The organism is Streptomyces sp. Q2 (assembly GCF_056820935.1).
Genome location: NZ_JBXEJE010000011.1, coordinates 34,529 through 58,981, shown reverse-complemented (window position 1 = coordinate 58,981; position 24,453 = coordinate 34,529). Strand labels below are relative to the sequence as shown.

Annotated in this window: 21 protein-coding genes; 15 read left to right on the top strand and 6 right to left on the bottom strand. The window is 71.2% G+C overall.

The annotated features are described in order from the left end of the window. Nucleotides 1–29: 29 nt before the first annotated feature. Nucleotides 30–2,339 (bottom strand): beta-xylosidase/alpha-l-arabinosidase, encoded by a 2,310-nt coding sequence (locus tag ACWBNA_RS13920; protein WP_482704657.1) that lies wholly within the window; start codon nt 2,337–2,339, stop codon nt 30–32. A gap of 122 nt (nt 2,340–2,461) precedes the next feature. Here ACWBNA_RS13920 and ACWBNA_RS13915 point away from each other — a divergent pair, with 122 nt between their 5' ends. The 5 genes from ACWBNA_RS13915 (at nt 2,462) to ACWBNA_RS13895 (ending at nt 8,002) form a co-directional block, all read left to right on the top strand. Further along, complete coding sequence (locus tag ACWBNA_RS13915) at nt 2,462–3,529, top strand: LacI family DNA-binding transcriptional regulator (protein WP_482704656.1); 1,068 nt, start codon at nt 2,462–2,464, stop codon at nt 3,527–3,529. Between the two features lie 130 nt (nt 3,530–3,659). Beyond that, nucleotides 3,660–5,015 (top strand): glycoside hydrolase family 10 protein, encoded by a 1,356-nt coding sequence (locus tag ACWBNA_RS13910; protein ID WP_482704655.1) that lies wholly within the window; start codon nt 3,660–3,662, stop codon nt 5,013–5,015. A 94-nt stretch (nt 5,016–5,109) separates the two neighbouring features. Then, entirely contained in the window at nt 5,110–6,171 is a 1,062-nt protein-coding gene (locus ACWBNA_RS13905; protein WP_482704654.1) for an LCP family protein, read from the top strand. A gap of 121 nt (nt 6,172–6,292) precedes the next feature. Further along, on the top strand, nt 6,293–6,649 hold the full coding sequence (locus ACWBNA_RS13900) for a YciI family protein (RefSeq protein ID WP_482704653.1): 357 nt from the start codon (nt 6,293–6,295) through the stop codon (nt 6,647–6,649). 72 nt (nt 6,650–6,721) lie between these two features. Further along, nucleotides 6,722–8,002 carry an RNA polymerase sigma factor gene (locus tag ACWBNA_RS13895; RefSeq protein WP_482704652.1) on the top strand — a complete coding sequence of 427 codons (1,281 nt, stop codon included), beginning with the start codon at nt 6,722–6,724 and terminating at the stop codon, nt 8,000–8,002. A 1-nt stretch (nt 8,003) separates the two neighbouring features. Here the strand turns inward: ACWBNA_RS13895 and ACWBNA_RS13890 are convergent, their stop codons facing one another. Beyond that, a complete protein-coding gene (locus tag ACWBNA_RS13890) occupies nt 8,004–9,173 on the bottom strand; it encodes a class I SAM-dependent methyltransferase (protein WP_482704651.1) in 1,170 nt (389 codons plus the stop codon). Between the two features lie 90 nt (nt 9,174–9,263). Here ACWBNA_RS13890 and ACWBNA_RS13885 point away from each other — a divergent pair, with 90 nt between their 5' ends. The 5 genes from ACWBNA_RS13885 to ACWBNA_RS13865 all read left to right on the top strand — a co-directional run bounded on the left by ACWBNA_RS13885 (nt 9,264) and on the right by ACWBNA_RS13865 (nt 13,632). Beyond that, a complete protein-coding gene (locus ACWBNA_RS13885; RefSeq protein WP_482704650.1) occupies nt 9,264–10,160 on the top strand; it encodes a polysaccharide deacetylase family protein in 897 nt (298 codons plus the stop codon). Then, nucleotides 10,157–11,047, top strand: a complete 891-nt coding sequence (locus tag ACWBNA_RS13880; protein WP_482704649.1) for a polysaccharide deacetylase family protein — start codon at nt 10,157–10,159, stop codon at nt 11,045–11,047. The genes ACWBNA_RS13885 and ACWBNA_RS13880 overlap by 4 nt, the downstream gene beginning before the upstream one ends. A 279-nt stretch (nt 11,048–11,326) precedes the next feature. Then, complete coding sequence (gene groES, locus ACWBNA_RS13875; protein WP_003998759.1) at nt 11,327–11,635, top strand: co-chaperone GroES; 309 nt, start codon at nt 11,327–11,329, stop codon at nt 11,633–11,635. A 131-nt stretch (nt 11,636–11,766) separates the two neighbouring features. Continuing rightward, nucleotides 11,767–13,389 (top strand): chaperonin GroEL, encoded by a 1,623-nt coding sequence (groL, locus tag ACWBNA_RS13870; RefSeq protein ID WP_482704648.1) that lies wholly within the window; start codon nt 11,767–11,769, stop codon nt 13,387–13,389. A gap of 93 nt (nt 13,390–13,482) precedes the next feature. Next, nucleotides 13,483–13,632 (top strand): hypothetical protein, encoded by a 150-nt coding sequence (locus ACWBNA_RS13865; RefSeq protein ID WP_482704647.1) that lies wholly within the window; start codon nt 13,483–13,485, stop codon nt 13,630–13,632. A gap of 71 nt (nt 13,633–13,703) precedes the next feature. Here ACWBNA_RS13865 and ACWBNA_RS13860 read toward each other — a convergent pair whose 3' ends face one another. Continuing rightward, complete coding sequence (locus tag ACWBNA_RS13860; protein ID WP_482704646.1) at nt 13,704–14,399, bottom strand: ester cyclase; 696 nt, start codon at nt 14,397–14,399, stop codon at nt 13,704–13,706. Between the two features lie 94 nt (nt 14,400–14,493). Between ACWBNA_RS13860 and ACWBNA_RS13855 the strand changes: the two genes are divergently transcribed. After that, nucleotides 14,494–17,919, top strand: a complete 3,426-nt coding sequence (locus tag ACWBNA_RS13855; RefSeq protein ID WP_482704645.1) for a hypothetical protein — start codon at nt 14,494–14,496, stop codon at nt 17,917–17,919. On the opposite strand, the gene ACWBNA_RS13850 is transcribed toward ACWBNA_RS13855, so the two are convergent. Then, the gene (locus ACWBNA_RS13850; protein WP_482704644.1) at nt 17,882–18,655 is read right to left on the bottom strand and encodes an SDR family NAD(P)-dependent oxidoreductase; all 774 of its coding nucleotides are present in this window, start codon (nt 18,653–18,655) and stop codon (nt 17,882–17,884) included. The two genes, ACWBNA_RS13855 and ACWBNA_RS13850, sit on opposite strands and share 38 nt — an antisense overlap. A 100-nt stretch (nt 18,656–18,755) precedes the next feature. Further along, entirely contained in the window at nt 18,756–19,469 is a 714-nt protein-coding gene (locus ACWBNA_RS13845) for an MOSC domain-containing protein (RefSeq protein ID WP_482704643.1), read from the bottom strand. 80 nt (nt 19,470–19,549) lie between these two features. Here ACWBNA_RS13845 and ACWBNA_RS13840 point away from each other — a divergent pair, with 80 nt between their 5' ends. Then, nucleotides 19,550–20,446, top strand: coding sequence for a LysR family transcriptional regulator (locus ACWBNA_RS13840; RefSeq protein ID WP_482704642.1), 897 nt, complete (start codon nt 19,550–19,552; stop codon nt 20,444–20,446). Between the two features lie 100 nt (nt 20,447–20,546). Here ACWBNA_RS13840 and ACWBNA_RS13835 read toward each other — a convergent pair whose 3' ends face one another. Further along, nucleotides 20,547–20,870 carry a WhiB family transcriptional regulator gene (locus ACWBNA_RS13835; RefSeq protein WP_482704641.1) on the bottom strand — a complete coding sequence of 108 codons (324 nt, stop codon included), beginning with the start codon at nt 20,868–20,870 and terminating at the stop codon, nt 20,547–20,549. Nucleotides 20,871–21,251: 381 nt separating this feature from the next. Here ACWBNA_RS13835 and ACWBNA_RS13830 point away from each other — a divergent pair, with 381 nt between their 5' ends. The 3 genes from ACWBNA_RS13830 (at nt 21,252) to guaB (ending at nt 24,401) form a co-directional block, all read left to right on the top strand. Then, on the top strand, nt 21,252–21,863 hold the full coding sequence (locus ACWBNA_RS13830) for a response regulator transcription factor (protein ID WP_003948568.1): 612 nt from the start codon (nt 21,252–21,254) through the stop codon (nt 21,861–21,863). A 266-nt stretch (nt 21,864–22,129) separates the two neighbouring features. Beyond that, nucleotides 22,130–22,717 (top strand): sigma-70 family RNA polymerase sigma factor, encoded by a 588-nt coding sequence (locus ACWBNA_RS13825; protein WP_286064117.1) that lies wholly within the window; start codon nt 22,130–22,132, stop codon nt 22,715–22,717. 175 nt (nt 22,718–22,892) lie between these two features. Then, nucleotides 22,893–24,401 carry an IMP dehydrogenase gene (gene guaB / locus ACWBNA_RS13820; protein WP_482704640.1) on the top strand — a complete coding sequence of 503 codons (1,509 nt, stop codon included), beginning with the start codon at nt 22,893–22,895 and terminating at the stop codon, nt 24,399–24,401. Nucleotides 24,402–24,453: the final 52 nt, after the last annotated feature.

Genomic DNA, 24,453 nt, shown 5'->3' with positions numbered 1-24,453 from the left:
TCAGCTCAGGGTGGAGGTACCGGTCGAGGTCACCCCCCGCCCGACACCTCCGTCTCGCACCGCAGCCTGCGGTCCGGACCCAGCTCCCTCACCGGCCCCGTGAGGGTCAGGTGGGCCGTGTGGCGTACGTCCGCGCTGGAGACCGCCAGCCGTAGTTCCAGTGCGCCCGGTTCGACCACCCTCCGGCCCGAACGGTCCGTGAACGCCGACAGGTCCGGGTGGAAGCGGAAGGTGACCCGGGAGGACCGGCCGGGATCCAGCTCCAGGCGCTGGTAGCCGATCAGGCGGACGTCGGGGCGGGTGACCGTGGCGACCGGGTCGTGCAGGTACAGCTGGACGACCTCGGCGCCGGGGCGGTCGCCCGCGTTGCGGACCGTGACCGACACGTCGTACGTACCGTCGGTGTCCACCTCGGAGGCCGGGCCGCCGGTGAAGTCCTCCCACACGAACTCCGTGTAGGAACGGCCGTGTCCGAAGGCGTACAGCGGTGTCGGGTCCAGGTTGCTCATGTCCGCCCGCAGGCCCAGCGGCGGCTGCAGGTACGTCCACGGCTGGCCGCCGGGGACGCGCGGGACGCTGACCGGCAGGCGGCCGGACGGGTTCACGCGGCCCGACAGCACTCCCGCCACCGCCGGGCCGCCTTCCTCCCCGGGGAAGAACGCCTGGACGGCGGCGGCGAGCCGGCCGTCCCAACGGCCCAGAGCGTACGGGCGGCCGGTGAGCAGGACGAGGACGACCGGGACGCCGGTCGCCACCAGGGTGTCCAGCAACTCGGCCTGAATACCCGGGAGTTGCAGGTCCGTCGCGTCGCAGCCCTCGCCCGAGGTGCCCCGGCCGAACAGGCCCGCCCGGTCGCCCAGTACCGCCACACAGACGTCCGCCTCGGCCGCCCGCGCCACCGCCTCCTCGAAGCCGGACGGGTCCGGGTCCGACACCCCGCAGCCCTCGGCGAACGTCACCTTCGCGTCCGGGAGTTCGGCCCGCAGAGCCTCCAGGAGAGTGGGGATGTCGACGCCCGTCGGCACCTCGGGGTGCTGGGTGAGGACGTGGGAGGGGAAGGAGTAGCAGCCGAGCATCGCCAGCGCGTCGGCCGCCCTCGGGCCGACCACCGCGATCCGTGTGTCGGGGGCCAGCGGAAGCAGGCCGTCCGGGTTGTCCAGCAGGACCACCGACTCCTCGCCCAGGCGGCGGGCCAGCGCGCGGTTCGCGGCCGAGTCGAGGTTGATGCGGCCGCTTGGCTCCGGGGCCCAGTCCTCGTCCAGCAGGCCCAGTTCGCACTTCTGGAGCAGGACCCGGTGGACGGCCCGGTCGATCAGCGACTCCGGGACCGCGCCCGCCCTGACCGCCTCCAGCAGTGGTGTGCCGTAGCACTTGAGTGTCGGCAGTTCCACGTCGATGCCCGCGGACAGCGCGACATGCGCCGCCTCCGCCTCGGTCCCCGCCACCCGGTGCTGGGTCTGCAGGAAGCCGATGCCGAAGTAGTCGGCGACCACCGTGCCGGTGAAGTCCCACTGCTCGCGGAGGAGTTCGGTCAGCAGGCCGGGGTCGGCCGAGGCGGGGACGCCGTCCGTGTCGGTGTACGCGGCCATCACCGAGCGGGCGCCGCCCTCCCGCAGCGCCATCTCGAACGGCGGGAGGACCACGTCGGCGAACTCGCGGACACCCGCGCGTACGGGGGCCAGGTTGCGGGCGCCCGCCGAGGAGGCGTACCCGGCGAAGTGCTTGAGCGTGGCGATGATCCCGGCCGATTCGAGGCCGCGGACATAGGCGGCGCCGACCGTGCCGACGAGGTACGGGTCCTCGCCGATGGTCTCCTCGACGCGCCCCCAGCGGGGATCCCGTACGACGTCCAGGACCGGGGCGAGGCCCTGGTGGACGCCGACCGAGCGCAGGTCGTCGCCGATGCGGCGGGCCATCTCCTCGACGAGCGCCGGGTCGAAGGTCGCGCCCCAGGCGAGGGGGACCGGGTAGGCGGTGGCCTGCCAGGCGGTGAAGCCGGCCAGGCACTCCTCGTGGGCGATCGCGGGGATGCCGAAGCGGCCGGCCTCGGCGATACGGCGCTGGGCGCGGGCCAGTGCCTGCGCGCCCAGCGCCGGGTCCACCGGGGCCGTGCCGAAGGGGCGGGTGAGCTGGCCGAGGCCGTGGGTGATCAGCTCGTCCCAGTCGTAGTCGGTGGTCATCTCGCTCTGCAGGGGGGCGACTCCGTCGCCGTCCGTGGCGGCGCCCACCCACACGCCGTACAGCTGGGCGGTCTTCTCCTCCAGGGTCATCCGGGAAAGGAGGTCGTCGACGCGGGCGGCGGCGGGCAGGGCGGGGTCACGCCAGGGGGCGGTGGTCATGTAACTCCTGTCGGGGTCGATGGCCCTCTCGCGAATGTTTCGTAATGTAAGTCGAATGTTTTGGGAACCTAGGGCGGTGCGAGGGGTTCGTCAAGAGGTCGCGCAGGGATACGATCGCCGCCATGACACCCCCGGAGCCCGCACAAACCCGGACGACAGCCACGACGGCCGGACGGACCGCGCAGACCGCGACGCTCGCCGAGATCGCCCGCGAGGCCGGCGTTTCGGCGCCGACAGTTTCGAAGGTCCTGAACGGACGTGCCGACGTCGCCCCGGCGACCCGCAGTCGCGTGGAGGACCTTCTGCGTGCGCACGGCTACCGGCGCCGCCGTGCCGAGGCGAGCCGCTCGCCCCTGATCGACCTGGTCTTCCACGAGCTGGAGAGCGCCTGGGCGATGGAGGTCATCCGGGGCGTGGAGAACGTGGCGCGGGACGCCGGTCTGAGCGTGGTGCTGAGTGAGAGCGCGGGGCGGCTGACCCCCGGGCGGACCTGGGCCGACCAGGTCGCCGCCCGCCGGCCGCACGGCGTGATCCTCGTGCTGTCCGGGCTCGACGAGTCCCAGCGCGCCCTGCTCAGCAGCCGCTCCATCCCATTCGTGGTGATGGACCCGGCCGGCGACCCGGGCGCCGACGTGCCCTCGATCGGCGCCACCAACTGGCAGGGCGGCCTCGCCGCCACCCGGCATCTGGTCGAGCTGGGCCACACCCGGATCGGCGCGATCAGCGGACCGTCCCGGATGATGTGCAGCCGCGCCCGCGTCGACGGCTACCGGGCCGCCCTGGAGACCGCCGGACTGCCCGTCGACCCCGAGCTGATCGCGGCCGGCGACTTCCACCACGAGGCCGGCTACCGGCGCGGCCTGGAGCTGCTGCGCCGCCCGGACCGGCCCACCGCCGTATTCGCCGGCAACGACCTCCAGGCGCTCGGACTGTACGAGGCCGCGCGCGAGCTGGGCCTGCGGATCCCGGAGGACCTGAGTGTGGTCGGCTTCGACGATCTGCCGGTGGCGCCCTGGGTGGGGCCACCGCTGACGACCGTACGACAGCCCCTGACGGAGATGGCGGAGGCGGCCGCCAAGCTGGTCCTCGACCTCGGGCGCGACGCCGGCGCCACGTCGGCGGCGACCCGGGTGGAGCTGGCGACGAGTCTGGTGGTGCGGGCCAGTACCGGAACGCCGCCGGCGGGGTAGGGCAGGTCCGCGTGAAGGCTGTAAAGAGGCTGCGGGGAGGCCTGTTTCCGTATTGACCGGTGTGGTGACGCGCCCCACACTGCTCCGAAGCCAGTCGGTTGTTCGACCGAAACTTTCGGAGGCACCCGCAATGAGATCTCTGAGAACGGGCTTATCCCTCACATCACTGCTCAGCGGCGTCGCCCTGCTCGGCGCGCTGCTGGTCACGGCACCCGCGGCGCACGCCGCCGACGCACCCCTGCGTGACCTCGCCGACGCCAAGGGCAAGGTCATGGGCACGGCGGTCACCGGATCCAAACTCACCGGGACGTACGGCGACACCGCCGCCCGCGAGTTCAACGCCCTCACCCCCGGCAACGCCATGAAGTGGGGCTCGGTCGAGCCGACCCGGGGTTCCTTCAACTGGGCCGAGGCCGACCAGATCGTCGCCTTCGCCGAGGCCAACGGCCAGCAGGTGCGCGGCCACACCCTGGTCTGGCACAGCCAGAACCCCGGCTGGCTGACGAACGGCACCTGGACCGCGGCCCAGCTGAGCCAGCTGATGAACGACCACATCGCGCTGGAAGTCGGCCGGTACAAGGGCCGGCTGGCCACCTGGGACGTGGTCAACGAGCCGTTCAACGAGGACGGCACCTACCGTCAGACCCTCTGGTACAACGGCCTCGGAGCCGACTACATCGCCCAGGCCCTGACCGCCGCGCGCGCCGCGGACCCGGCCGCCAAGCTGTACATCAACGACTACAACGTCGAGGGCGTCAACGCGAAGAGCACGGCCCTGTACAACCTGGTCAAGTCCCTGAAGGAACGCGGCGTCCCGATCGACGGGGTCGGGCTCCAGGCCCACCTCATCCTCGGCCAGGTGCCGTCCACGCTGCAGCAGAACATCCAGCGCTTCGCCGACCTCGGCGTGGACGTGGCCATCACCGAGCTGGACATCCGGATGCAACTGCCGTCCGACAGCGCGAAGCTGACCCGGCAGGCCGCCGACTACAAGGCGGTCGTCGGCGCGTGCGTGGCGGTGGCCCGGTGCGTCGGCGTCACCGTGTGGGGCTTCACCGACTCCGACTCCTGGATCCCGGACACCTTCCCGGGACAGGGCGCGGCGACGCCGTACGACGAGAACTACGCGCCGAAACCGGCGTACCACGCGATCGCCGAGGCGCTGGGCGGGACCACGAGCGAGCCGCCGACGGGCGCCTGCACGGCGACGTACAGCGTGACCAGTCAGTGGAACACCGGCTTCACGGGGCAGGTGAGGATCGCCTGCTCGGGGGCCGCCCTGTCGTCGTGGAAGGTCGGCTGGACGTACGGGGCGGGGCAGCGGATCACGCAGGCATGGAACGCCACCTGCGCCCAGACGGGCACGGCCGTCAGCTGCTCCAACGCCTCCTACAACGGGACGGTCGCGGACGGCGGTTCGGTGACCTTCGGGTTCAACGCCTCGTGGAGCGGGAGCAACCCGGTGCCGGTGGTGACACTGGGGTGAGGCGGTCCTGAGAAGTATGAGATTTTCCGAAGAAAGGCGTCTCCCGCCCCCGTCCCTAACATTCTCCTAATAATTCGGACTTACGTTCCTCCCCGTGACCGGACACGGAGAGAACGGCGACGAGGGCAGACGCGGGGGCCGGCGGTCGAGAGCGCTCAAGGCCGCCGGTCTCACACTCGCGGGCGCACTGGTGCTGGGCGTCGCCACGGCCGGCTGGGCCTACTGGCACCTCAACAGCAACATCAAGAGCGTCGACATCAACAACGCGCTCGGCGACGACCGCCCGGCGAAGGCCGAGACGACGCCGGCCCCCTCCGGTTCCGCGACGGCCACCGCCTCCCCGCTGCCCACCGGGGCCCTGAACATCCTGGTCCTCGGCTCGGACTCGCGCAGCGGCGCGGAGAACCAGGAGCTCGGCGGCGGCGACAGCTCCGGCGCCCGGTCCGACACCGCGATGGTGGTGCACCTCGACGCGGGCCGTACGACGGCGACCGTGGTCAGCATCCCGCGCGACACGCTCGTCACCCGGCCGTCCTGCCCGCTGTCGTCCGGGGGGTCGACGGCGGTGGCGTACGGCTCGATGTTCAACAGCGCGTATTCGGTGGGCGGGCCGGTGTGCGCGGTCAAGACGGTCGAGTCGATCACCGACGTCCGCATGGACCACTGCATCGAGATCGACTTCGCGGGCTTCGCGAAACTGGTGGACGCGCTCGGCGGGGTCACCGTCACCACGGACCAGGACATCGACGACGACGACAGCCACCTGAAGCTGAAGGCCGGCACCCACGAACTCGACGGCGACCAGGCCCTCGCGCTCGCCCGCACCCGGCACGGCATAGGCGACGGCAGCGACCTCGGCCGCATAGGTCTCCAGCAGATGCTGGTGAAGGCCCTGCTGGAACAGATCTCCTCGACGAACCTGCTGTCCGACCCCGCCAAGCTGTACCGGGTCGCCGACGCGATCACCGGCAGCCTCACCACGGACACCGGCCTCGACTCCCTGACCGAGCTGATGCGCCTCGGCGAAAGCCTCAAGGGCCTGTCGGCGGACCAGGTGACGACGGTGACGATGCCGGTGGTGCCCGCGGCCTCGGACCCCAACCGGGTGGTGGCGGACGAGCCGGAGGCGCGCGACCTGTGGGAATCCCTGCGCTGAGCGGACACGCGAGAAATCCCCGAAGATTTTCCTCGGCCCTGTCGATCCGGATGCCGCCCGATCGACGCAGGGGTGAGAGGCCGGGAACAGCCCGGCCCCACGACACGAGGAGACGGACACCATGCCGCGCTATCTCTCCCTGGTCCAGATCGACGAGTCCACCGCCCCCGCCGAGGGCCCCAGCCCCGAGCTGATGCAGCGGATGGGGGAACTGATCGACGAGATGACGAAGGCCGGGGTGCTGCTGGACACCGCCGGGCTGACGCCGACCGAGCAGGGCAACCGGGTGCGTTGGGAGGGCGGGCAGCTGTCCGTCACGGACGGGCCGTTCACGGAGGCCAAGGAGGTCGTCGGCGGCTACGCGGTCATGCAGTGCAAGGACAAGGCCGAGGCGCTGGAGTGGACCAAGCGGTTCCTGAAGGTGCACGAGGAGCACTGGACGGTGACGTGCGAGGTGCGGGAGATCGCCGAGGGCTGAGCCTACTGAGCGCCTACTGAGCGCCGGCTGAGCGTTTGGCGGCACGCCTGTGCGGGTGTCTGATGGTGGGCTGTGACACCACAGCCCACCGCCGACCCGCGCGGAGCCGCGGAAGACCCGCGCGGAGCCGTCGAGACCGTCTTCCGGATCGAGTCCCCGCGCATCATCGCCGGCGTCGCCCGCATCGTCCGGGACATCGGCATCGCCGAGGAACTCGCCCAGGACGCGCTGGTCGCGGCCCTGGAACAGTGGCCGCGCGACGGCGTCCCCGACAACCCGGGCGCCTGGCTCATGGCCACCGCCCGGCACCGCGCCGTCGACCTCGTCCGGCGCCGGGAGAACTACGCCCGCAAGCTGGCCGAGATCGGCCGGGACCTGTCCGACGCGGCCCCGCCGGAGGAGCCCGCCGACCCAGAGGACATCGACGACGACCTGCTCCGCCTGGTCTTCACCGCCTGCCACCCGGTCCTGTCCGCCGAGGCCCGCACCGCCCTCACCCTGCGCCTGCTCGGCGGTCTGACCACGCCCGAGATCGCCCGCGCCTTCCTGGTGCCCGAGGCGACGGTTGCCCAGCGCATCGTGCGCGCGAAGCGGACGCTGGCCGCCAGGAACATCGCCTTCGAGGTCCCCTACGGCCCCGACCGCGAGGCCCGCCTCGGTTCCGTCCTCGACGTCATCTACCTGATCTACAACGAGGGTTACGCCGCCACGGCCGGCGACGACTGGCTGCGCCCGGGCCTGTGCGAGGACGCCCTGCGGCTGGCCCGCGTCCTGTCGGCCCTGATGCCGAAGGAACCCGAAGTCCACGGCCTGACGGCCCTGCTGGAGTTCCAGACGTCCCGGTCCGCGGCCCGCACCGGCCCGTCCGGCGAACCCGTCCTCCTCAAGGACCAGAACCGCCGCCGCTGGAACCGCCTGCTCATCGCCCGCGGCATCACCGCCCTCGGCCGCGCCGAGTCCACCGGCGCCCCGGGCCCGTACGCCCTCCAGGCCGCCATCGCCGCCTGCCACGCGATGGCGTACTCCTACGAGGAGACCGACTGGCGGACCATCTCCACCCTGTACGCCCTGCTCGCCGCCCGCGCCCCCTCGCCGGTCGTCGAACTCAACCGCGCGGTCGCCGTGTCGATGGCGGACGGTCCGGGCCCGGCGCTGGAGATCGTCGACGCCCTGGCCGCCGAGCCGGCCCTGCGGGACTACCACTTGCTGCCGAGCGTGCGCGGCGACCTGCTGATGCGTCTTGGCCGTACGGCTCAGGCGCGGGCGGAGTTCCTGCGGGCGGCGGAGCTGACCCACAACACGCGGGAACGGGAACTGCTGCTGGGGCGGGCGGCCGAGGCCGAGGCTTCCTGAGTCAGGCGGGGTGCCCGAGGAGCATGGTCGGCGCCCCGGCGACCCGCGTCATGAACACGGTCGCCGAGTTCGGCCCGTGCTGCTTGGGCAGGGCCTTGCGGCGCAGCTCCTCCGGCTCGACCGCGGAGCCCCGCTTCTTCACGGTCAGGATGCCGACCTCGCGCTCCCGTAGCAGGGCCTTCAACTTCTTCACGTTGAAGGGGAGCCGGTCGGTGATCTCGTACGCGGAGGCGTACGGGGTCACGTGCCGTTCGTCGGCCGTGATGTAGGCGATCGTGGGGTCGATCAGCCCGCCTTCAAGGTCCTCGGCGACCTCGGCGACCAGATGGGCACGGATGACGGCGCCGTCGGGCTCGTACAGGTACCGGCCGACGGGGCGGACGTGGGGGTCCGGCAGGCCCCGGCCGAGCAAGGTCCGGGGTCCTGGCAGGAGGGTCGCCCGCACCGCCCCCGGCGCGGTGCCGAACCACAGCACCGCCTCCTTGACGTCTCCGCCGTCGGAGATCCACTCGGCCTCCGCCTCGGCGGGGACGGCCTCGTGGGGGATGCCGGGAGCGACCTTCAACGCGGCGGCGCGGGGCGCCGTACGGGCGGCCCGGACGGCCCAGGACAGTGGCGGTGAGTACGCCTCCGGATCGAAGATCCGGCCGCGCCCGCCACGCCTCGCCGGATCCACGAACACGGCGTCGTAGCCGGCGGTCTCCACCTCCGTGACGTCGGCCTCCCGCACCTCGATGAGGTCGGCGAGCCCGAGCGCGTCGGCGTTCGCCCGGGCCACCGCCGCCGTCGCGGGGTCGCGGTCCACGGCGAGCACCCTGATCCCCGCCCGCGCGAACGCGATCGCGTCCCCGCCGATCCCGCAGCACAGGTCGGCGACGGACCGCACCCCCCGCGCCTGGAAGCGCTCGGCCCGGTACGTCGCCACGCTCGCCCGGGTGGCCTGCTCGACGCCGTTCGGAGTGAAGAACATCAGCCCGGCGTCCTCCTCCCCGAACTTCGCCGCCGCCCGCTGCCGCAGCCGCGCCTGCCCGAGCGCCGCCGACACCAAGTCGGCGGGGTGCTCGCGGCGCAGCCGGGTGGCGACGGCGAGTTCGTCGGCGGGGGCGGTGCCGCGCACCGCGTCGAGGAGGGCGCGGCCCTCGGAGGTGAGGAGGGGGGCTAGGTCGTTCACCGGATCATTGTGGGCCAGTCGGTGGACGGTGTGCCTGCGGTGGCGGTGTCGGCCCGGGTTCGCGGCGGCGTCCTGCGAGGATCCGGCACCATGCGAACGGTAGGACAAGCATACAAAAAGCGGTCATCGGTGACAGTGCGGCCCGGCATCGCCGTGCTCGCCGTCGTGGCCCTCCTCTCCGGCTGCGCGCAGGGCGGCGGCTCCGAGGTGCGACCGGCCCTCGGCCAGCAGCGCGCGAAGCAGGGTGGCGCGGCCAAACTGCGGGCCGCGCACCAGGCCAGGGTGGCGGCGGCGAAACGCTGGGGCCTGAGGAACGTCCCGCTCCTGCCTCCGCGCCCGCCTGCCGTCAAACCGGTGATCACCACCCGCAAGGGCTTCGAGGTGGACGGCCACGACAGCCTGCCGCCGGTCTTCACCACCGTTCCCACCAACCAGAAGATCGTGTTCCTCACCATCGACGACGGCGCCGAGAAGGACCCGGCGTTCCTGCGGATGATGAGCGAACTGCAGATCCCGTACACCGCCTTCCTCAGCGACTACCTGATCAAGGAGGACTACGGCTACTTCAAGAAGATGCAGGCCGGTGGGGTCACCCTCAACAACCACACCCTCCGCCACCCCTACCTGCCCGGGCTGTCGTACGCCCGCCAGAAGCGCGAGATCTGCGGCATGCAGGACGTGATCGAAAACCGCTACGGCAAACGCCCCGCCCTCTTCCGCCCGCCCTACGGCAACTACAACGAGGCCACTCTGCGCGCCGCCAGGTCCTGCGGCATCACGCACGCGCCCCTGTGGAACGAGGAGGTCTTCGTCGACCGCTGGGAGTACCGCGAGTGGGACCGGGAGATCCGCCCCGGTGACATCGTCCTCAGCCACTTCCGGGGCCCGGAGATGTGGAAGGGCACGATGCCGGACATGATCCGCCGCTTCCTGAACAAGATCACCAGGGAGGGGTACGCCGTGGCCCGCCTGGAGGACTACCTGTGAGATGGCGGACCCTGACGGCCGGCGTCCTCGCCACCACCCTCCTCACCGGCTGCGCCCAGTCCGCGGACCCCATCGAACGCCTCGGCGGGAAGGCGGCCCAGCGGGAGGGGTCCTACGGCCCGAGCGGGGCGGCCGAGGCGGAGGGGCCGTACGGTCCGGAGGGCGCGGGCTCCCGCGATCCGGAAGGCGAGGGCCCGTACGGTCCGGAAGGCGCGGGCGAGCGGCCGTACCGCCGGTGGGGGCTCGCGGCCCCGCTGCGTCCGGCGCCGAAGCCGGCCGCCCGGCCCCCCGCCGCGCGCCCGGGCCGACCGCCCGTCCTCGACCGCGTCCACACCGCCGACCGGGTCGTCTTCCTCACCTACGACGACGGCGCCGAGAAGGACCCGCGGTTCGTCGACATGGTCCGTGAACTGCGGCTGCCGGTCAGCATGTTCCTCACCGACAGTGTCGTCGGGCCGGGATACGGCCACTTCGCACGCCTCCGGTCCGTCGGCGCGAGCATCCAGAACCACACCCTCGACCATCCCGCGCTGCGCGGGCTGCCGTACGCCGGCCAGCGCGCCGAGATCTGCGGCCAGCAGGACAAGCTCCGCTCCCGCTTCGGCATCCGCCCCCGCCTCTTCCGCCCGCCCTACGGCACGTACGACGCCACCACCCTGCGCGCCGCCGCCGACTGCGGCCTCTCGGCGGTCGTCCTGTGGCGGGCCTCGGCGGAGAACGGCGAGCTGACCTTCACCGAGGGCGCGAGCCGCCTGCGGCCGGGCGACATCGTCTCGGTGCCCTCGGGCGAGCCGACCGACGACACGCTGACGCAACGGACCATGCGACTCCTGCGGGAGATCCAGGGGAAGGGGCTGACGGTGGGCCGGCTGGAGGACTACGTCTAGGCCGGCTTCCCGGCGCCGGTGCGGGCCCTGGGCGCGCGGCAGGGATCCACGGCGGGCGCCCCGGCGGCCAACGCCAGGTGAAATCCACTCCGCCGCGCCGCACCGCATTGGCACTCCGCTTGACCGAGTGCTAATCGCAGTCATAGTCTCGGACCTGGCACTCCCCCCTGGAGAGTGCCAACTAGCGACGGGCAGGTCCGGCACCCGCGACGACGGATCGACCTGGTCGCCACCTCAGACAGTTAACCCCGTGAGATCTCCGAAGGGGGAGGTCGGATCGTGACGACCACCAGCTCCAAGGTTGCCATCAAGCCGCTCGAGGACCGCATTGTGGTCCAGCCGCTCGACGCCGAGCAGACCACGGCCTCTGGCCTGGTCATCCCGGACACTGCCAAGGAGAAGCCCCAGGAGGGCGTCGTCCTGGCCGTGGGCCCGGGCCGCTTCGAGAACGGCGAGCGACTTCCGCTCGACGTCAAGACCGGCGACATCGTGCTGTACAGCAAGTACGGCGGCACCGAAGTGAAGTACAACGGCGAGGAATACCTCGTCCTCTCGGCTCGCGACGTACTCGCGATCATCGAGAAGTAATTCACCTCGCTTCGCCTCACCGCGAAGCACATTGCTTGAGCTGCGCCCCTGGCCCCCCGCGATCACTCCATGAGCCGGGCGCCGGGGGCGCGGCTAATTTCACCTAGATTTCCGAGAGGGCTCACGCTCCCATGGCGAAGATCCTGAAGTTCGACGAGGACGCCCGTCGCGCCCTCGAGCGCGGCGTCAACAAGCTCGCTGACACGGTCAAGGTGACGATCGGCCCCAAGGGCCGCAACGTCGTCATCGACAAGAAGTTCGGCGCCCCCACCATCACCAACGACGGCGTCACCATCGCCCGCGAGGTCGAGCTCGAGGACCCGTACGAGAACCTCGGCGCCCAGCTGGTGAAGGAGGTGGCGACCAAGACCAACGACATCGCGGGTGACGGCACCACCACCGCCACCGTGCTCGCCCAGGCGCTCGTACGCGAGGGCCTCAAGAACGTCGCCGCGGGTGCCTCCCCGGCGCTGCTGAAGAAGGGCATCGACGCGGCCGTGGCCGCGGTCTCCGAGGAACTCCTCGCGACCGCCCGCCCGATCGACGAGAAGTCCGACATCGCCGCCGTGGCCGGGCTGTCCGCCCAGGACTCGCAGGTCGGCGAGCTCATCGCCGAGGCGATGGACAAGGTCGGCAAGGACGGTGTCATCACCGTCGAGGAGTCCAACACCTTCGGTCTGGAGCTGGACTTCACCGAGGGCATGGCCTTCGACAAGGGCTACCTGTCGCCGTACTTCGTGACGGACCAGGAGCGCATGGAGGCCATCCTGGAGGACCCCTACATCCTCATCAACCAGGGCAAGATCTCCTCGATCCAGGACCTGCTGCCGCTGCTCGAGAAGGTCATCCAGGCGGGTGCCTCCAAGCCGCTGCTGATCATCGCCGAGGACGTCGAGGGCGAGGCCCTGTCGACCCTGGTCGTGAACAAGATCCGCGGCACCTTCAACGCGGTCGCGGTCAAGGCTCCCGGCTTCGGTGACCGCCGCAAGGCGATGCTGCAGGACCTGGCGGTCCTCACCGGCGCCACGGTCATCTCCGAGGAGGTCGGCCTCAAGCTCGACCAGGTCGGCCTGGACGTGCTGGGCTCCGCCCGCCGCGTCACGGTCACCAAGGACGACACGACCGTCGTCGACGGCGCCGGCAACTCGGCGGACGTCACGGGCCGCGTCGCCCAGATCAAGGCCGAGATCGAGAACACCGACTCCGACTGGGACCGCGAGAAGCTCCAGGAGCGCCTCGCGAAGCTGGCCGGCGGCGTGTGCGTGATCAAGGTCGGCGCCGCCACCGAGGTGGAGCTGAAGGAGAAGAAGCACCGTCTGGAGGACGCCATCTCCGCGACCCGCGCCGCGGTCGAGGAGGGCATCGTCTCCGGTGGTGGCTCCGCTCTGGTGCACGCCGCCAAGGTGCTCGAGGGCGGCCTCGGCAAGACCGGCGACGAGGCCACCGGTGTCGCCGTCGTCCGCCGCGCGGTCGTCGAGCCGCTGCGCTGGATCGCCGAGAACGCCGGCCTGGAGGGCTACGTCATCACCTCCAAGGTCGCCGAGCTCGACAAGGGCCAGGGCTTCAACGCGGCCACCGGCGAGTACGGCGACCTGGTCAAGGCCGGCGTCATCGACCCGGTCAAGGTCACCCGCTCCGCCCTGGAGAACGCCGCCTCCATCGCCTCCCTCCTCCTCACGACCGAGACCCTGGTCGTCGAGAAGAAGGAAGAAGAGGAGCCGGCCGCGGGTCACTCCCACGGCCACTCCCACTAAGGCACGGCAGCACCCCGAGGCCCGGCACCCGCGAGGGGGCCGGGCCTCGGCGTGTTCGCGGGTGTCTGTTCTGTCCGCGATCAGTCGTCGTGGATGCAGGTGAACCAGTTCACAAGTGATCATTTCTGGCCTGTTCATGACAGAATTGGAGCCCAGTGGCCGCGCCGGTGGTGGTACGCCATCCCCACGGTGCTGGCCGTCGCCGCGCTGCTGCGGCTGACGTTGCTCGCGCCGGAGATCTGACCCGGCGAGCCCGGTCAAGGCAGAAGGAACCCCCACTCCCCGAAGGGAGCGGGGGTTCTCCCCTTCGCGGGTCACGGGGTCTGAGCGACCGCCCCCAACTGCTCCAGCAGACCCGCCCGGTCGTACTGCCACCAGCCCTCGCAGATCATTCCGTCCCGGAACCGGTGCCAGGTCGTCCCCGTCATGGCGACCTCCTGCCCGGTGGCCGCGATCCCCAGGAACTCGCCCTTCTGGCGCCCGGTCCACATCCACCGCGTGCACACCCGGTCCCCCTCGGCGACCTGGTCGTCCACCCGGAACGAGAAGTCGAAGGACCGCCGCCAGCCGGCGTACTCCTCCCGCGCCCCGCGCAGCCCCAGGTCCTGCGGATTGGCGGGATCATGATCCACGTAGTCGTCGGTGAACCGCTCGAACATCGCCTCCGGCTCGCCCCGCCCGGCCTCCACGAAGAACTCCCGCGCGACCCCACGGTTGAGCTGCTCGTCCCGCACCACGTCCAGATCGGTGAAGGTCGGCATCCCGTCACACAGGGCGACCAGCTCCCGGAACACCCGCTCGGTCTCGGGAAGGTTCGAGTTCCGCATCGCCTCCTCGTACGACGGAAACTCGACGATCTCCACGAAGTGCGACGCGTCCGACAGGTCCTTCCCCACCACGGCATGCGTCGCGGTCCGCTTCCCCCGGGTCTGCTCGACCCACGCGTCCATCAGCCGATTCATCTCCTCGAACCGGCTGGTCCTGCAGTCAATGAGCTGTACAAACGTCATGACACCGCCTCCGGCCCCCCTGGGTCCGGCTGAACAGCACCATTCTCCCACCAGGACGCCTCGGCGCCTCCTGTCCGTTTGGCATCATGACGCCATGCGCTGGTGGGGGAAGCAGCGGTCGGTGGCCGCGGGACGGGACATCGAGGTGGCCGTCACCGGCGACCACAACAGCGTCCTCCTCGCCCCGCCGGTGCGCTCGGCCTACTGGGAACAGGTCCGCAGGATCGCCCCGCCCGAACTGGTCGGCCGTGAGCGGGAATCGGCCGACCTGACGGCCTTCTGCACCGCCGACTCCGGCTCGGCGTACGCATGGTGGCGTGCCGAGGCCTGGGCGGGCAAGACGGCCCTGATGTCGTGGTTCGCGCTGCACCCGCCGTCGGGCGTACGGATCGTGCCCTTCTTCGTGACGGCCCGTCTGGGCGCTCAGAACGACGTGACGGCGTACGTCGATGTCGTACTGGAGCAACTGGCAGAACTGTCCGCCGAGCCCCTGCCCGCCCACCTGACCGAGTCCACCCGCGAGGCGCATCTCCTGTATCTGTACGGTGCGGCCGCCCAGGCGTGCGAGCGGCGCGGCGAACGCCTCGTCCTGCTGGTCGACGGCCTGGACGAGGACCGGGGCGTGACGACCGGCCCCGAGGCACACAGCATCGCCAGCCTGCTGCCGGCCCACCCGCCGGCGGGCATGCGGGTCCTGGTTGCGGGCCGGCTGAACCCGCCGCTGCCGGGGGATGTGCCCGCCGACCATCCGTTGCGCGACCCCGCGATCGTGCGGACGCTCCCACGCTCGCCGCACGCCGAGGCCATCCGGGCCGAGGCGGAACGGGAGTTGAAGCAGCTGATCGGGGTCGGTGGTCTGGAGTACGACCTGCTGGCCCTGGTGACGGCCGCGGGCGGCGGCCTGACGGCCGGGGACCTGGCCGACCTGACGGGCGCGGTGCCGTATCAGGTGGCGGATGTGCTGCGCACACGGGCGGGGCGAACGTTCGGCCTGCGCGTGCGGGTGTATCTCCTCGGCCACGAGGAACTGCAGCTTCGGGCGCAGCGGATGCTCGGTGCCCCCGAACTGGCCCGTCGCCGCGCCAGTCTGCACGCCTGGGCCGAGCGGTGGCGGGCGCGAGGCTGGCCCGAGGGGACCCCTGAGTATCTTCTGCGGGGGTACTTCCGCATGCTGCGGGCGACCGGTGACCCGGGCGGCCTCGTCGACCTGGCCATGGACGAGGCCCGCCACGACCGGATGCTGGAGCTGACCGGCTCCGACGCGGCTGCTCTGGCCGAGATCCGGGACGCGGCGGAGCGCGTGGCCGGGGAGACGCCCGCCGACCTGCTCACACTGATGCGGCTCGCGTTTCGGCGTACGCGACTGTACGACCGTAACCAGGGTGTGTCCGTGACGCTGTGCCGGGCGTGGGCGGAGCTCGGGCGGGCGGAGAAGGCGGTGGCGTTGGCGCACACCGTTCCGGCCTTCCACCTGCGTGTCAGCGCCCTGGCCGAGGTCGCCCGCGTGCTGGCCGCCCAAGGGGATCGCGAACGAGCGCTCAGTGTCCTGGCCGACGCGGAGGCGGAGCTCCACGGTGACGACCGGAAGCACTCCCCGTACGCCGTGAACGGCATGGTGTCCGTTCTCGAGGCACTCACCCAACTCGGTCCCGGCGTCCGCGACCGCGCGGACCGGCTCGCGGACCTCCTCGTCGGACCGGCGGATGTGGGAAACGAGCAACGGATCGTCGCCGCGGTGGATTTCTGGGCGGCCACGGGACGCTTCGATCGTGCGGAGCGGTTGGCTCGGTCGGCGACGGTCCCCCTCGTCCGGTACCCGGCCCTGACCCGCCTTGCCACGCTCCTGGCCGCGGACGGGGAGCACCCGCGGGCCCAGGCCCTGTTCGACGAGGTCCACGCGGGCGCGGTCGCCGATGACGCCATCGCGTGCGTGGTGCGAGAGCTGGTCCGGGCCGATGAGTTCGCCAGGGCGGAGGCGCTGGTCGACGCCGCTCTCGACGGCCAGGCCGCAGACTCGGAACTGTGCGGGCTCATGGTCACCGTGCTCGTCAGGGCGGGCGAGCTCCGGCGGGCCGAGGCGTGGGTGCGCAGAACCGACGGTCTGGACTGGTGCTTCGCCGAGTCGGAACTCGCCTGTGCGCTGGCACGTACCGGCAACATCGAGGAGGCCCAGGCACTCTCCTCGGACATCCCGGAGGATTTCGCCCGCGCCGACGTGGCCATGGCCGTGGCGGAGACGCTGGCTTCCCAGGGGCGGTACACCGAAGCCGAGACCGCGGTAGCCGGTGCGGAGCGCTCGGGCAGCGGCGACGACGCGTTGATACGTGGTGCCCTGGCCCACGCGCGGGCCGGGCATCCGCAACAGGCCGCGCGTTTCGTGACGCGCGTCGAAGACGCGGCGCGTGGCCGGATCCCACCGAGTCGTCGCGCGTGGGAACTGGCGGAGGCGGCCGCTGACCTCCGCCGAGCCGGGTGCGCCGCGGCGGCACGCGCGGTCCTCGACGGTGTGGAGGGCCTTCTGCCGCCCCGGCCTCAGGCCAGTTCTTCCGGCGTCGAGGAGTACGGCTACGACTCATTGACCGCTCTGGTCGCCGAACGGCTCGCGGAAAGCGGCGAGTTGGACCGCGCCGAGGCTCTGCTGCACACCGCATTCGAGCCGGACCACTGTGCGGGTGCGTGGGCCGCGGTCCTGCGTGCCCGCGTCGAGTCCGCGGAGTACGAGCACGCGGAGGCACTGATCTCGCGACTGGGGGGTGCCCGGGATCCGGGCGACATCCTCCGCGTGGAGACGGCCCGGAAACTCGCCGAGACCGGACAGATCGCCCGGGCTTGGGCGCTCGCCGAAGAGGTGAGGGGGGCACACCTGTCGTGTGCGGCGTTCGCGGCCGTGGCGCAGGCGCTGGCAGTAGCCGGTGAGACGGTTCGGGCCCGTACCCTCCTCGACGGCCTTCCGCAGGCGGTGTTCGACGGACCGGCGGCCAGCTCCTGGGACCAGGTGCTGGCGGCCACCTGCCTCTACCGTGCGCGACGGGCTCTCGGCGATGATCACTCGGCTCTGGAAGTGATCACTCTGGTCGAGGACATCCTGGCGGCGGCGTTCGGTGTCGCCCATGAGGTGGTTCGGGCCTTGGTCGAGACCGGTTGGTACGACCACGCCGAGGAACTGGTCGACAGCCTCGACGGACGCGGCTCCGACGCCCTGGTGGAGGCGCTCGTCGCCGCCGGGGAGCATGACCGCGCCGCGCGCCGGGCCGGCCTGGGCGACGGGCTGTCCGGCGTGAGCCCGTCCGCGGCTGTGGCCCTGGTCCCCGTCGTGGAACCGTCCCTCGGCCGCGAACTGACCGTACGTCTCCTTCTCGACGGGGGCTCGTGGCTCAACGCACTGTCTGCCGTCGCCCACCTCGAACCGCGAACCGTCCCCTGGATCGTCGAGACCCTGCGCGGCCCGGCCACGCCGACGGGCCCTGCCGCGCCCGGGCCGACTACTGCGGCCCGTACTTCCGCCCGGTCCTGGAGCTGATCCCCCCGAGCAACCCACGAGGCATCACCTTCACCACCCCCATCAACGCCTTGTACCGGGGATCCGGAATCGACACGGTCTTCCCGCGCGCCAGGTCCCCCAGCGCCGCCGCGACCAGCTTGTCCGCGTCGAGCCACATCCACCCCGGGATGTTGTCCGTCCCCATCCCGGCCCGCTGGTGGAACTCCGTGCGCACGAAGCCCGGGCACAGCGCCATCAGCCGCACCCCGCTCCCCGCCAGGTCCTTCGCCGCCCCCTGCGTGAACTGCACGACCCACGCCTTGGACGCGCCGTACGTGCCGCGCGGCAGGAAGGCGGCCACCGACGCGACGTTGACGACACCCCCGCGCTTCCGCTCCCGCATCGCCTCCGTCGCCGCCGACGTCAGCCGGAGCACCGCCTCGCAGTGCACCTTGAGCATCATCAGCTCGTCGGCCATGGACACGTCGAGATAGCGGCCCTTGTTGCCGAAGCCCGCGTTGTTGATCAGCAGGTCGACGGGGTTCTTACGGTCGGCCAGCCGGGCGGCGACCGCCTCGATGCCGTCGTCGGTCGCCAGGTCGGCGGTGAGGACCTTGACCTCGATGCCGTGCCGGTCGTGCAGTTCGGTCGCCTGTTCCCGCAGCCGCTTGGTGTCGCGGGCGACGAGGACGAGGTTGTGCCCGTCCGCCGCCAGCCGTCGCGCGAAGGCGGCACCGATGCCCGCGGTGGAACCCGTGATGAGAGCCGTTGTCATGGCGCAAGGTTAGTGACCCGGACTGTGCGCGTCCGCTCTCCGCACAGGGCCCGCCTGCCGGTGCGTAAGGCCCGGCGGACGGCAGCCCCGTGAGCGCCCGTCAGGCTCCGTGCTTCTCGTGCTGCGACTCCCTCGACTGCTTCGTCTGCTGCGCCTGCTTCTCGACGTACTCCCGCGCCCACTCCCGCACCTCCGAGTGCAGCGCCTCCCCCGCCACCTGCAGCCGCGGCTGCAGGTGCCGCTCGGTGGTGATCGCCCGGAACACCAGGGCCACCGTCACGTCGTGGTCGGGCCGGTGGATGATCTCGACCGGGTCCCCGGTCCGGATCTCGCCCGGCACGATCACCCGCAGATACGCACCCGACGCTCCCTTCTGCGTGAAGCGCTTCACCCACCGCTGCTCACCCATGTGTCCCTGGAAGGTGAAGCAGGGGATCCGCCCACTGCTGACTTCCAGCACGACCTCGGACCCGACACGCCAGCGCTCGCCGATCAGCGCGCCGGAGACGTCGATGCCCTGCGTCGTGAGGTTCTCGCCGAAGGCGCCGTTGGCCAGCGTGCGCCCCAGTTCCCGCTCCCAGTCGTCCAGGTCCTCGCGGGCCACGGCGTACACGGCCTGGTCGTCGCCGCCGTGGTGCCGGGTGTCGCACACCGTGTCCCCGGCGAGCCCACTCGCCCCGATCCCCTTGGGCCCGGGTGGCGTCACCTTCACCGGCGCACCGGTCGGCTTTTTGTCGATGCCGGTCAGGCCTTCCGGCTGGTCCGTGTACGGCACGGCCTTCGCGCGGCCCAGATTCACCGAGAGAAGCTTCATCAGCGCACGGTAGGTGACCGCGCCCCAAAGTGTCGACGGAGTTTTCTCCCAGAGCCCTAAGGTCGGCTTATGCTCGTGGGGTGATCGAGGCCCGTCATCTCCGCGTGCTGCGCGCCGTCGCCGCCACCGGCTCCTTCTCGGCGGCGGGGCGCGAACTGGGCTGTACCCAGCCCGCCATCAGTCAGCAGATGAAAGCGCTGGAGGCGTCCGTCGGCACGCCCCTGCTCATCCGCAGCGGACGCGAGATGAGGCTGACCCAGGCCGGCGAGGCGCTGGTGCGGCACGCCGCCGGAATCCTCGCCGGGCTCACCGCGGCCGAGGAGGAAGTCGCCGCCATCGCGGGCCTGCGCGCCGGACGGGTCCGGCTCGTCTCCTTCCCCAGCGGCAGCTCCACCCTCGTACCGACGGCGCTCGCGGCCCTGCGCGCGGAACACCCCGGCACCCGGGTCTCCCTGGAGGAGGCCGAACCGCCGCAGTCCGTCGCCCTGTTGCGCGAGGGCGACTGCGACCTGGCGCTCGCCTTCCGGTACGAGGGGGCGGCCGGCGCCGAGGAGTGGGACGACCTCGTCGTACGTCCGCTGCTGACCGACCGGCTCGTCGCCCTCGTACCCGAACGGCACCGGCTCGCGCGCGCGGAGTCCGTGGCCATCGGCGAGCTCGCCGGGGAGCCCTGGATCGCCGGCTGCCCGCGCTGCCGCGGTCAGCTCGTCGAGGTGTGCGAGAGCGCCGGCTTCACGCCCCGCATCGACTTCGCGACCGACGACTATCCGGCGGTCGTCGGCCTGGTGGGCGCTGGTCTCGGCGTCGCCGTCCTGCCCCAGCTCGCCGTCGAGTCCGTACGGCCGCGGGGCGCGCGCACGGTGACGCTGGAACCGGCGGTCCGGCGGGAGATCGTCGCGCTCACGCTGCCCGACCTGGCTCAGGTGCCGGCGGTGGCGGCGACGTTGGACCAGCTGACGCGCGCCGCGGAACGCTGACGCGCGCACCCGAGGAGATGCCTCGGGGAAAAAGCAGGGGCACGCCTGCGCGTGCCCATCTCGAAGAAACGTTCCTTCAGTTGTGCGGTCTTTCGGTTGTTCAGTCGCTCGAAGGGCCGTCCCCGGCCGCCGCCGACACCAGCCGGTGGCGTGCCCGCCCCATGAGCTCCTCGCGCTCGTCCTCGGTCAGCCCGCCCCAGACGCCGTACGGCTCTCTCACCGCCAGCGCGTGCGCCGCGCACTGCGCGCGGACCGGGCACCTCATGCAGACCTCCTTGGCCGAGTTCTCGCGAGCACTCCGGGCCGCACCGCGCTCACCCTCCGGATGGAAGAAGAGCGAGCTGTCCACCCCTCGGCAGGCGGCCAGGAGCTGCCAGTCCCACAGGTCAGCGTTCGGTCCGGGAAGGCGGGAGAAATCTGCCATTGCGTGACCCCTTGTAGCCGTTCTGGGCGGATACGGTGTCCACAACCGTACATCTACGATCTAAGGAGATGAAAATATGACTCATTGCGAATCTAGCCTCAGACACTAGGAAATGGGAAGAAAAGGGTCTGAATGGGGCATGGGTTGTGATGAAACGTTGTGGGTCCCCCGCGCATGTCTGCACCGTGTCCGCGCCCTCACGTAGAGTGCCGAAGATGGCACACGGCCCCGTAACTCTTTCGAGTGACCGTCGTTGAGAGTGCGGAGGCGGTTGAAACAACAAGAGCTCGGGCAGGCGTCCGAGACGGTCGACCGCACAGGTGACGATTTCGTACCAGCCTGGAGGCTCAAGGTGACGTGCATCAGCTGCGGAGGACGGTCATGACATCCGTCCTCGTCTGCGACGACTCCCCGCTTGCCCGAGAGGCGCTCCGCCGCGCGGTCGCGACCGTGCCCGGTGTCGAGCGCGTGACGACGGCGGCCAACGGCGAGGAAGTCCTCCGCCGCTGGGGTGCCGACCGCTCGGACCTGATTCTGATGGACGTACGCATGCCCGGTCTGGGCGGCGTCGAGACCGTCCGGCGGCTGCTGTCCGCCGACCCCGGTGCGCGCATCATCATGCTCACCGTCGCCGAGGACCTCGACGGCGTGGCGCTCGCCGTCGCCGCCGGTGCCCGCGGCTACCTGCACAAGGACGCCTCGCGCGCCGAACTGCGCGCCACCGTCACGCAGGCCCTCGCGGACCCGACCTGGCGGCTGGCCCCGCGCCGGCTGCGCTCCGCCGAGATGGGCGCCGCGCCGACGCTCACCGCGCGCGAGATCCAGGTCCTCGAAGGCATGAGCCACGGTCGCTCGAACGCCGAGATCGGCCGCGAGCTGTTCCTCTCGGAGGACACCGTCAAGACCCACGCCCGGCGACTGTTCAAGAAACTCGGCGCATCGGACCGCGCGCACGCCGTGGCGCTCGGTTTCCGCTGGGGCCTGGTGCGCTGAGCAGGGCCTGGTGTGTCGTAGCGGGGGTACGGACACCCCCGCCTGCCTCATGGTGGGCGGGGGTCGCGAAGGGGCCCTCCGGGTGCCCGCTGCTCGTTTCGCCGCGGATGCCGCATCCTTGAGGTGTGGAGTTCCTCGGGGACGAGTCGATCGAGCGGGAGGGGAGGGCGCAAGGGATGAGTTCCGGCGCACCTGCTCATAACGCTTCGGTGCACAACGACCAGGGCGATGCCACGCATCGGATTCCGCCAAGGCACCATGGACCGATGCGCGACGACGAGGCGGGCACTGCCCCAGGGGCGATCGGCGGGCTCGTGCATCGTGCCGTCGACGGGGACGAGCAGGCCACGCACGACCTGCTCGCCCACGTCCACCCCCTGGCCCTGCGCTACTGCCGCACCCGTCTGTCCCGCCTTCCCGGCGACGCCCGGCACTTCGTCGAGGACCTGGCCCAGGAGGTCTGCGTGGCGGTCCTCCTCGCCCTGCCTCGCTACAAGGACACCGGCCGCCCCTTCGAGGCGTTCGTCTTCGCCATCGCCGCGCACAAGGTCGCCGACCTGCAACGGGCGGCGATGCGTCACCCCGGTTCTACGGCGGTCCCCTCGGACGAGATGCCCGAGCGGCCCGACGACTCACTGGGCCCCGAGGAGCGGGCGCTGCTCAGCAGCGACGCCGAATGGGCCAAGAAACTCCTGGCCAACCTCCCCGAGAACCAGCGGGAGCTGTTGCTGCTGCGCATCGCGGTGGGCCTCACGGCCGAGGAGACCGGCCAGATGTTGGGAATGTCACCCGGAGCGGTCCGGGTGGCCCAGCACCGGGCACTGAGCAGGCTGCGGGCGCTGGCCGAGCAGTAGGGCCCGCCGGGGTGCAGCCCCGGATGACCAGGCTTGCGCCGGATGTGAACAGGCGTCCGCGGGATTCCGTACGAACATACGAAGCCCGGAGTCATCCGGAACCGTGGAATTCGGGAGCTGAGCTTCCCGTTAGCATGGACATCCGCACCGAGCAAGGCCATTTGGGGAAGGTGTCATGACTGCCAACGTCGACGGAGTGCCCGGAAAATTCGCGACCCTCGGGCTGACGTACGACGACGTGCTGCTGCTGCCGGGCCCGTCGGACATGGCACCCGACGAGATCGACACCGCCTCGTACGTCTCCAAGAACGTGCGGGTCAACATCCCGCTCCTGTCCGCCGCCATGGACAAGGTCACCGAGTCGCGCATGGCGATCGCGATGGCCCGCCAGGGCGGCGTCGGCGTTCTGCACCGCAACCTCTCCATCGAGGACCAGGCCAATCAGGTCGACCTGGTGAAGCGCTCCGAGTCCGGCATGGTGGCCGACCCGATCACGATCCACCCGGACGCCACGCTCGGCGAGGCCGACGCGCTGTGCGCCAAGTTCCGCATCAGCGGTGTCCCGGTGACCGACGGCAACAAGAAGCTGCTCGGCATCGTCACCAACCGCGACATGGCCTTCGAGACCGACCGTGCGCGCCGGGTGCGCGAGGTCATGACGCCGATGCCGCTGGTCACCGGCAAGGTCGGCATCTCCGGTGTCGAGGCCATGGAGCTGCTGCGCAAGCACAAGATCGAGAAGCTTCCGCTGGTCGACGACGGCGGCATCCTCAAGGGCCTGATCACGGTCAAGGACTTCGTGAAGGCGGAGAAGTACCCGAACGCCGCGAAGGACGGCGAGGGCCGTCTGCTGGTCGGCGCCGCGGTCGGCGTGGCCGGTGACGCCTTCGAGCGCGCCCAGGCCCTGATCGAGGCGGGCGCCGACTTCATCGTCGTCGACACCGCGCACGGCCACTCCCGGCTGGTCGGCGACATGGTCGCCAAGATCAAGTCGAACTCGGCGGGCGTCGACGTCATCGGCGGCAACATCGCCACCCGTGACGGCGCCAAGGCGCTCATCGACGCCGGTGTCGACGGCATCAAGGTCGGCGTCGGCCCCGGCTCCATCTGTACGACCCGTGTCGTCGCCGGCATCGGCGTCCCGCAGGTCACCGCCATCTACGAGGCGGCGCTGGCCGCCAAGGAGGCCGGCGTCCCGGTCATCGGCGACGGCGGCCTGCAGTACTCCGGCGACATCGCCAAGGCCCTGGTCGCGGGTGCCGACACGGTGATGCTGGGCTCGCTGCTCGCGGGCTGCGAGGAGTCGCCGGGCGAGCTGATGTTCATCAACGGCAAGCAGTTCAAGTCGTACCGCGGCATGGGGTCGCTCGGCGCCATGCAGTCCCGCGGCGACCGCAAGTCCTTCTCCAAGGACCGCTACTTCCAGGAGGGCGTCGCCTCCGACGAGCAGCTCGTCCCCGAGGGCATCGAGGGCCAGGTGCCCTACCGCGGCCCGCTCTCCTCGGTGGTCCACCAGCTGGTCGGCGGCCTGCGCCAGTCGATGTTCTACGTCGGCGGCAGGACCGTCCCCGAGCTCCAGGACAACGGCCGGTTCGTCCGGATCACCTCGGCGGGCCTCAAGGAGAGCCACCCGCACGACATCCAGATGACGGTCGAGGCACCCAACTACAGCCGCAGCAAGTGACCCGCACGCGCGCGTGAGGCAGGCCGAGGGCGGCTCCGGGGCATCCGGGGCC

What these genes read in the sequence shown, in the direction of transcription:
- ACWBNA_RS13920 (WP_482704657.1), bottom strand. Translation starts at nt 2,339, where the DNA reads ATGACCACCGCCCCCTGGCGTGACCCCGCCCTGCCCGCCGCCGCCCGC.
- ACWBNA_RS13915 (WP_482704656.1), top strand. Translation starts at nt 2,462, where the DNA reads ATGACACCCCCGGAGCCCGCACAAACCCGGACGACAGCCACGACGGCC.
- ACWBNA_RS13910 (WP_482704655.1), top strand. Translation starts at nt 3,660, where the DNA reads ATGAGATCTCTGAGAACGGGCTTATCCCTCACATCACTGCTCAGCGGC.
- ACWBNA_RS13900 (WP_482704653.1), top strand. Translation starts at nt 6,293, where the DNA reads ATGCCGCGCTATCTCTCCCTGGTCCAGATCGACGAGTCCACCGCCCCC.
- ACWBNA_RS13885 (WP_482704650.1), top strand. Translation starts at nt 9,264, where the DNA reads ATGCGAACGGTAGGACAAGCATACAAAAAGCGGTCATCGGTGACAGTG.
- groL (WP_482704648.1), top strand. Translation starts at nt 11,767, where the DNA reads ATGGCGAAGATCCTGAAGTTCGACGAGGACGCCCGTCGCGCCCTCGAG.
- ACWBNA_RS13865 (WP_482704647.1), top strand. Translation starts at nt 13,483, where the DNA reads ATGCAGGTGAACCAGTTCACAAGTGATCATTTCTGGCCTGTTCATGAC.
- ACWBNA_RS13860 (WP_482704646.1), bottom strand. Translation starts at nt 14,399, where the DNA reads ATGACGTTTGTACAGCTCATTGACTGCAGGACCAGCCGGTTCGAGGAG.
- ACWBNA_RS13855 (WP_482704645.1), top strand. Translation starts at nt 14,494, where the DNA reads ATGCGCTGGTGGGGGAAGCAGCGGTCGGTGGCCGCGGGACGGGACATC.
- ACWBNA_RS13850 (WP_482704644.1), bottom strand. Translation starts at nt 18,655, where the DNA reads ATGACAACGGCTCTCATCACGGGTTCCACCGCGGGCATCGGTGCCGCC.
- ACWBNA_RS13845 (WP_482704643.1), bottom strand. Translation starts at nt 19,469, where the DNA reads ATGAAGCTTCTCTCGGTGAATCTGGGCCGCGCGAAGGCCGTGCCGTAC.
- ACWBNA_RS13835 (WP_482704641.1), bottom strand. Translation starts at nt 20,870, where the DNA reads ATGGCAGATTTCTCCCGCCTTCCCGGACCGAACGCTGACCTGTGGGAC.
- ACWBNA_RS13830 (WP_003948568.1), top strand. Translation starts at nt 21,252, where the DNA reads ATGACATCCGTCCTCGTCTGCGACGACTCCCCGCTTGCCCGAGAGGCG.
- ACWBNA_RS13825 (WP_286064117.1), top strand. Translation starts at nt 22,130, where the DNA reads ATGCGCGACGACGAGGCGGGCACTGCCCCAGGGGCGATCGGCGGGCTC.
- guaB (WP_482704640.1), top strand. Translation starts at nt 22,893, where the DNA reads ATGACTGCCAACGTCGACGGAGTGCCCGGAAAATTCGCGACCCTCGGG.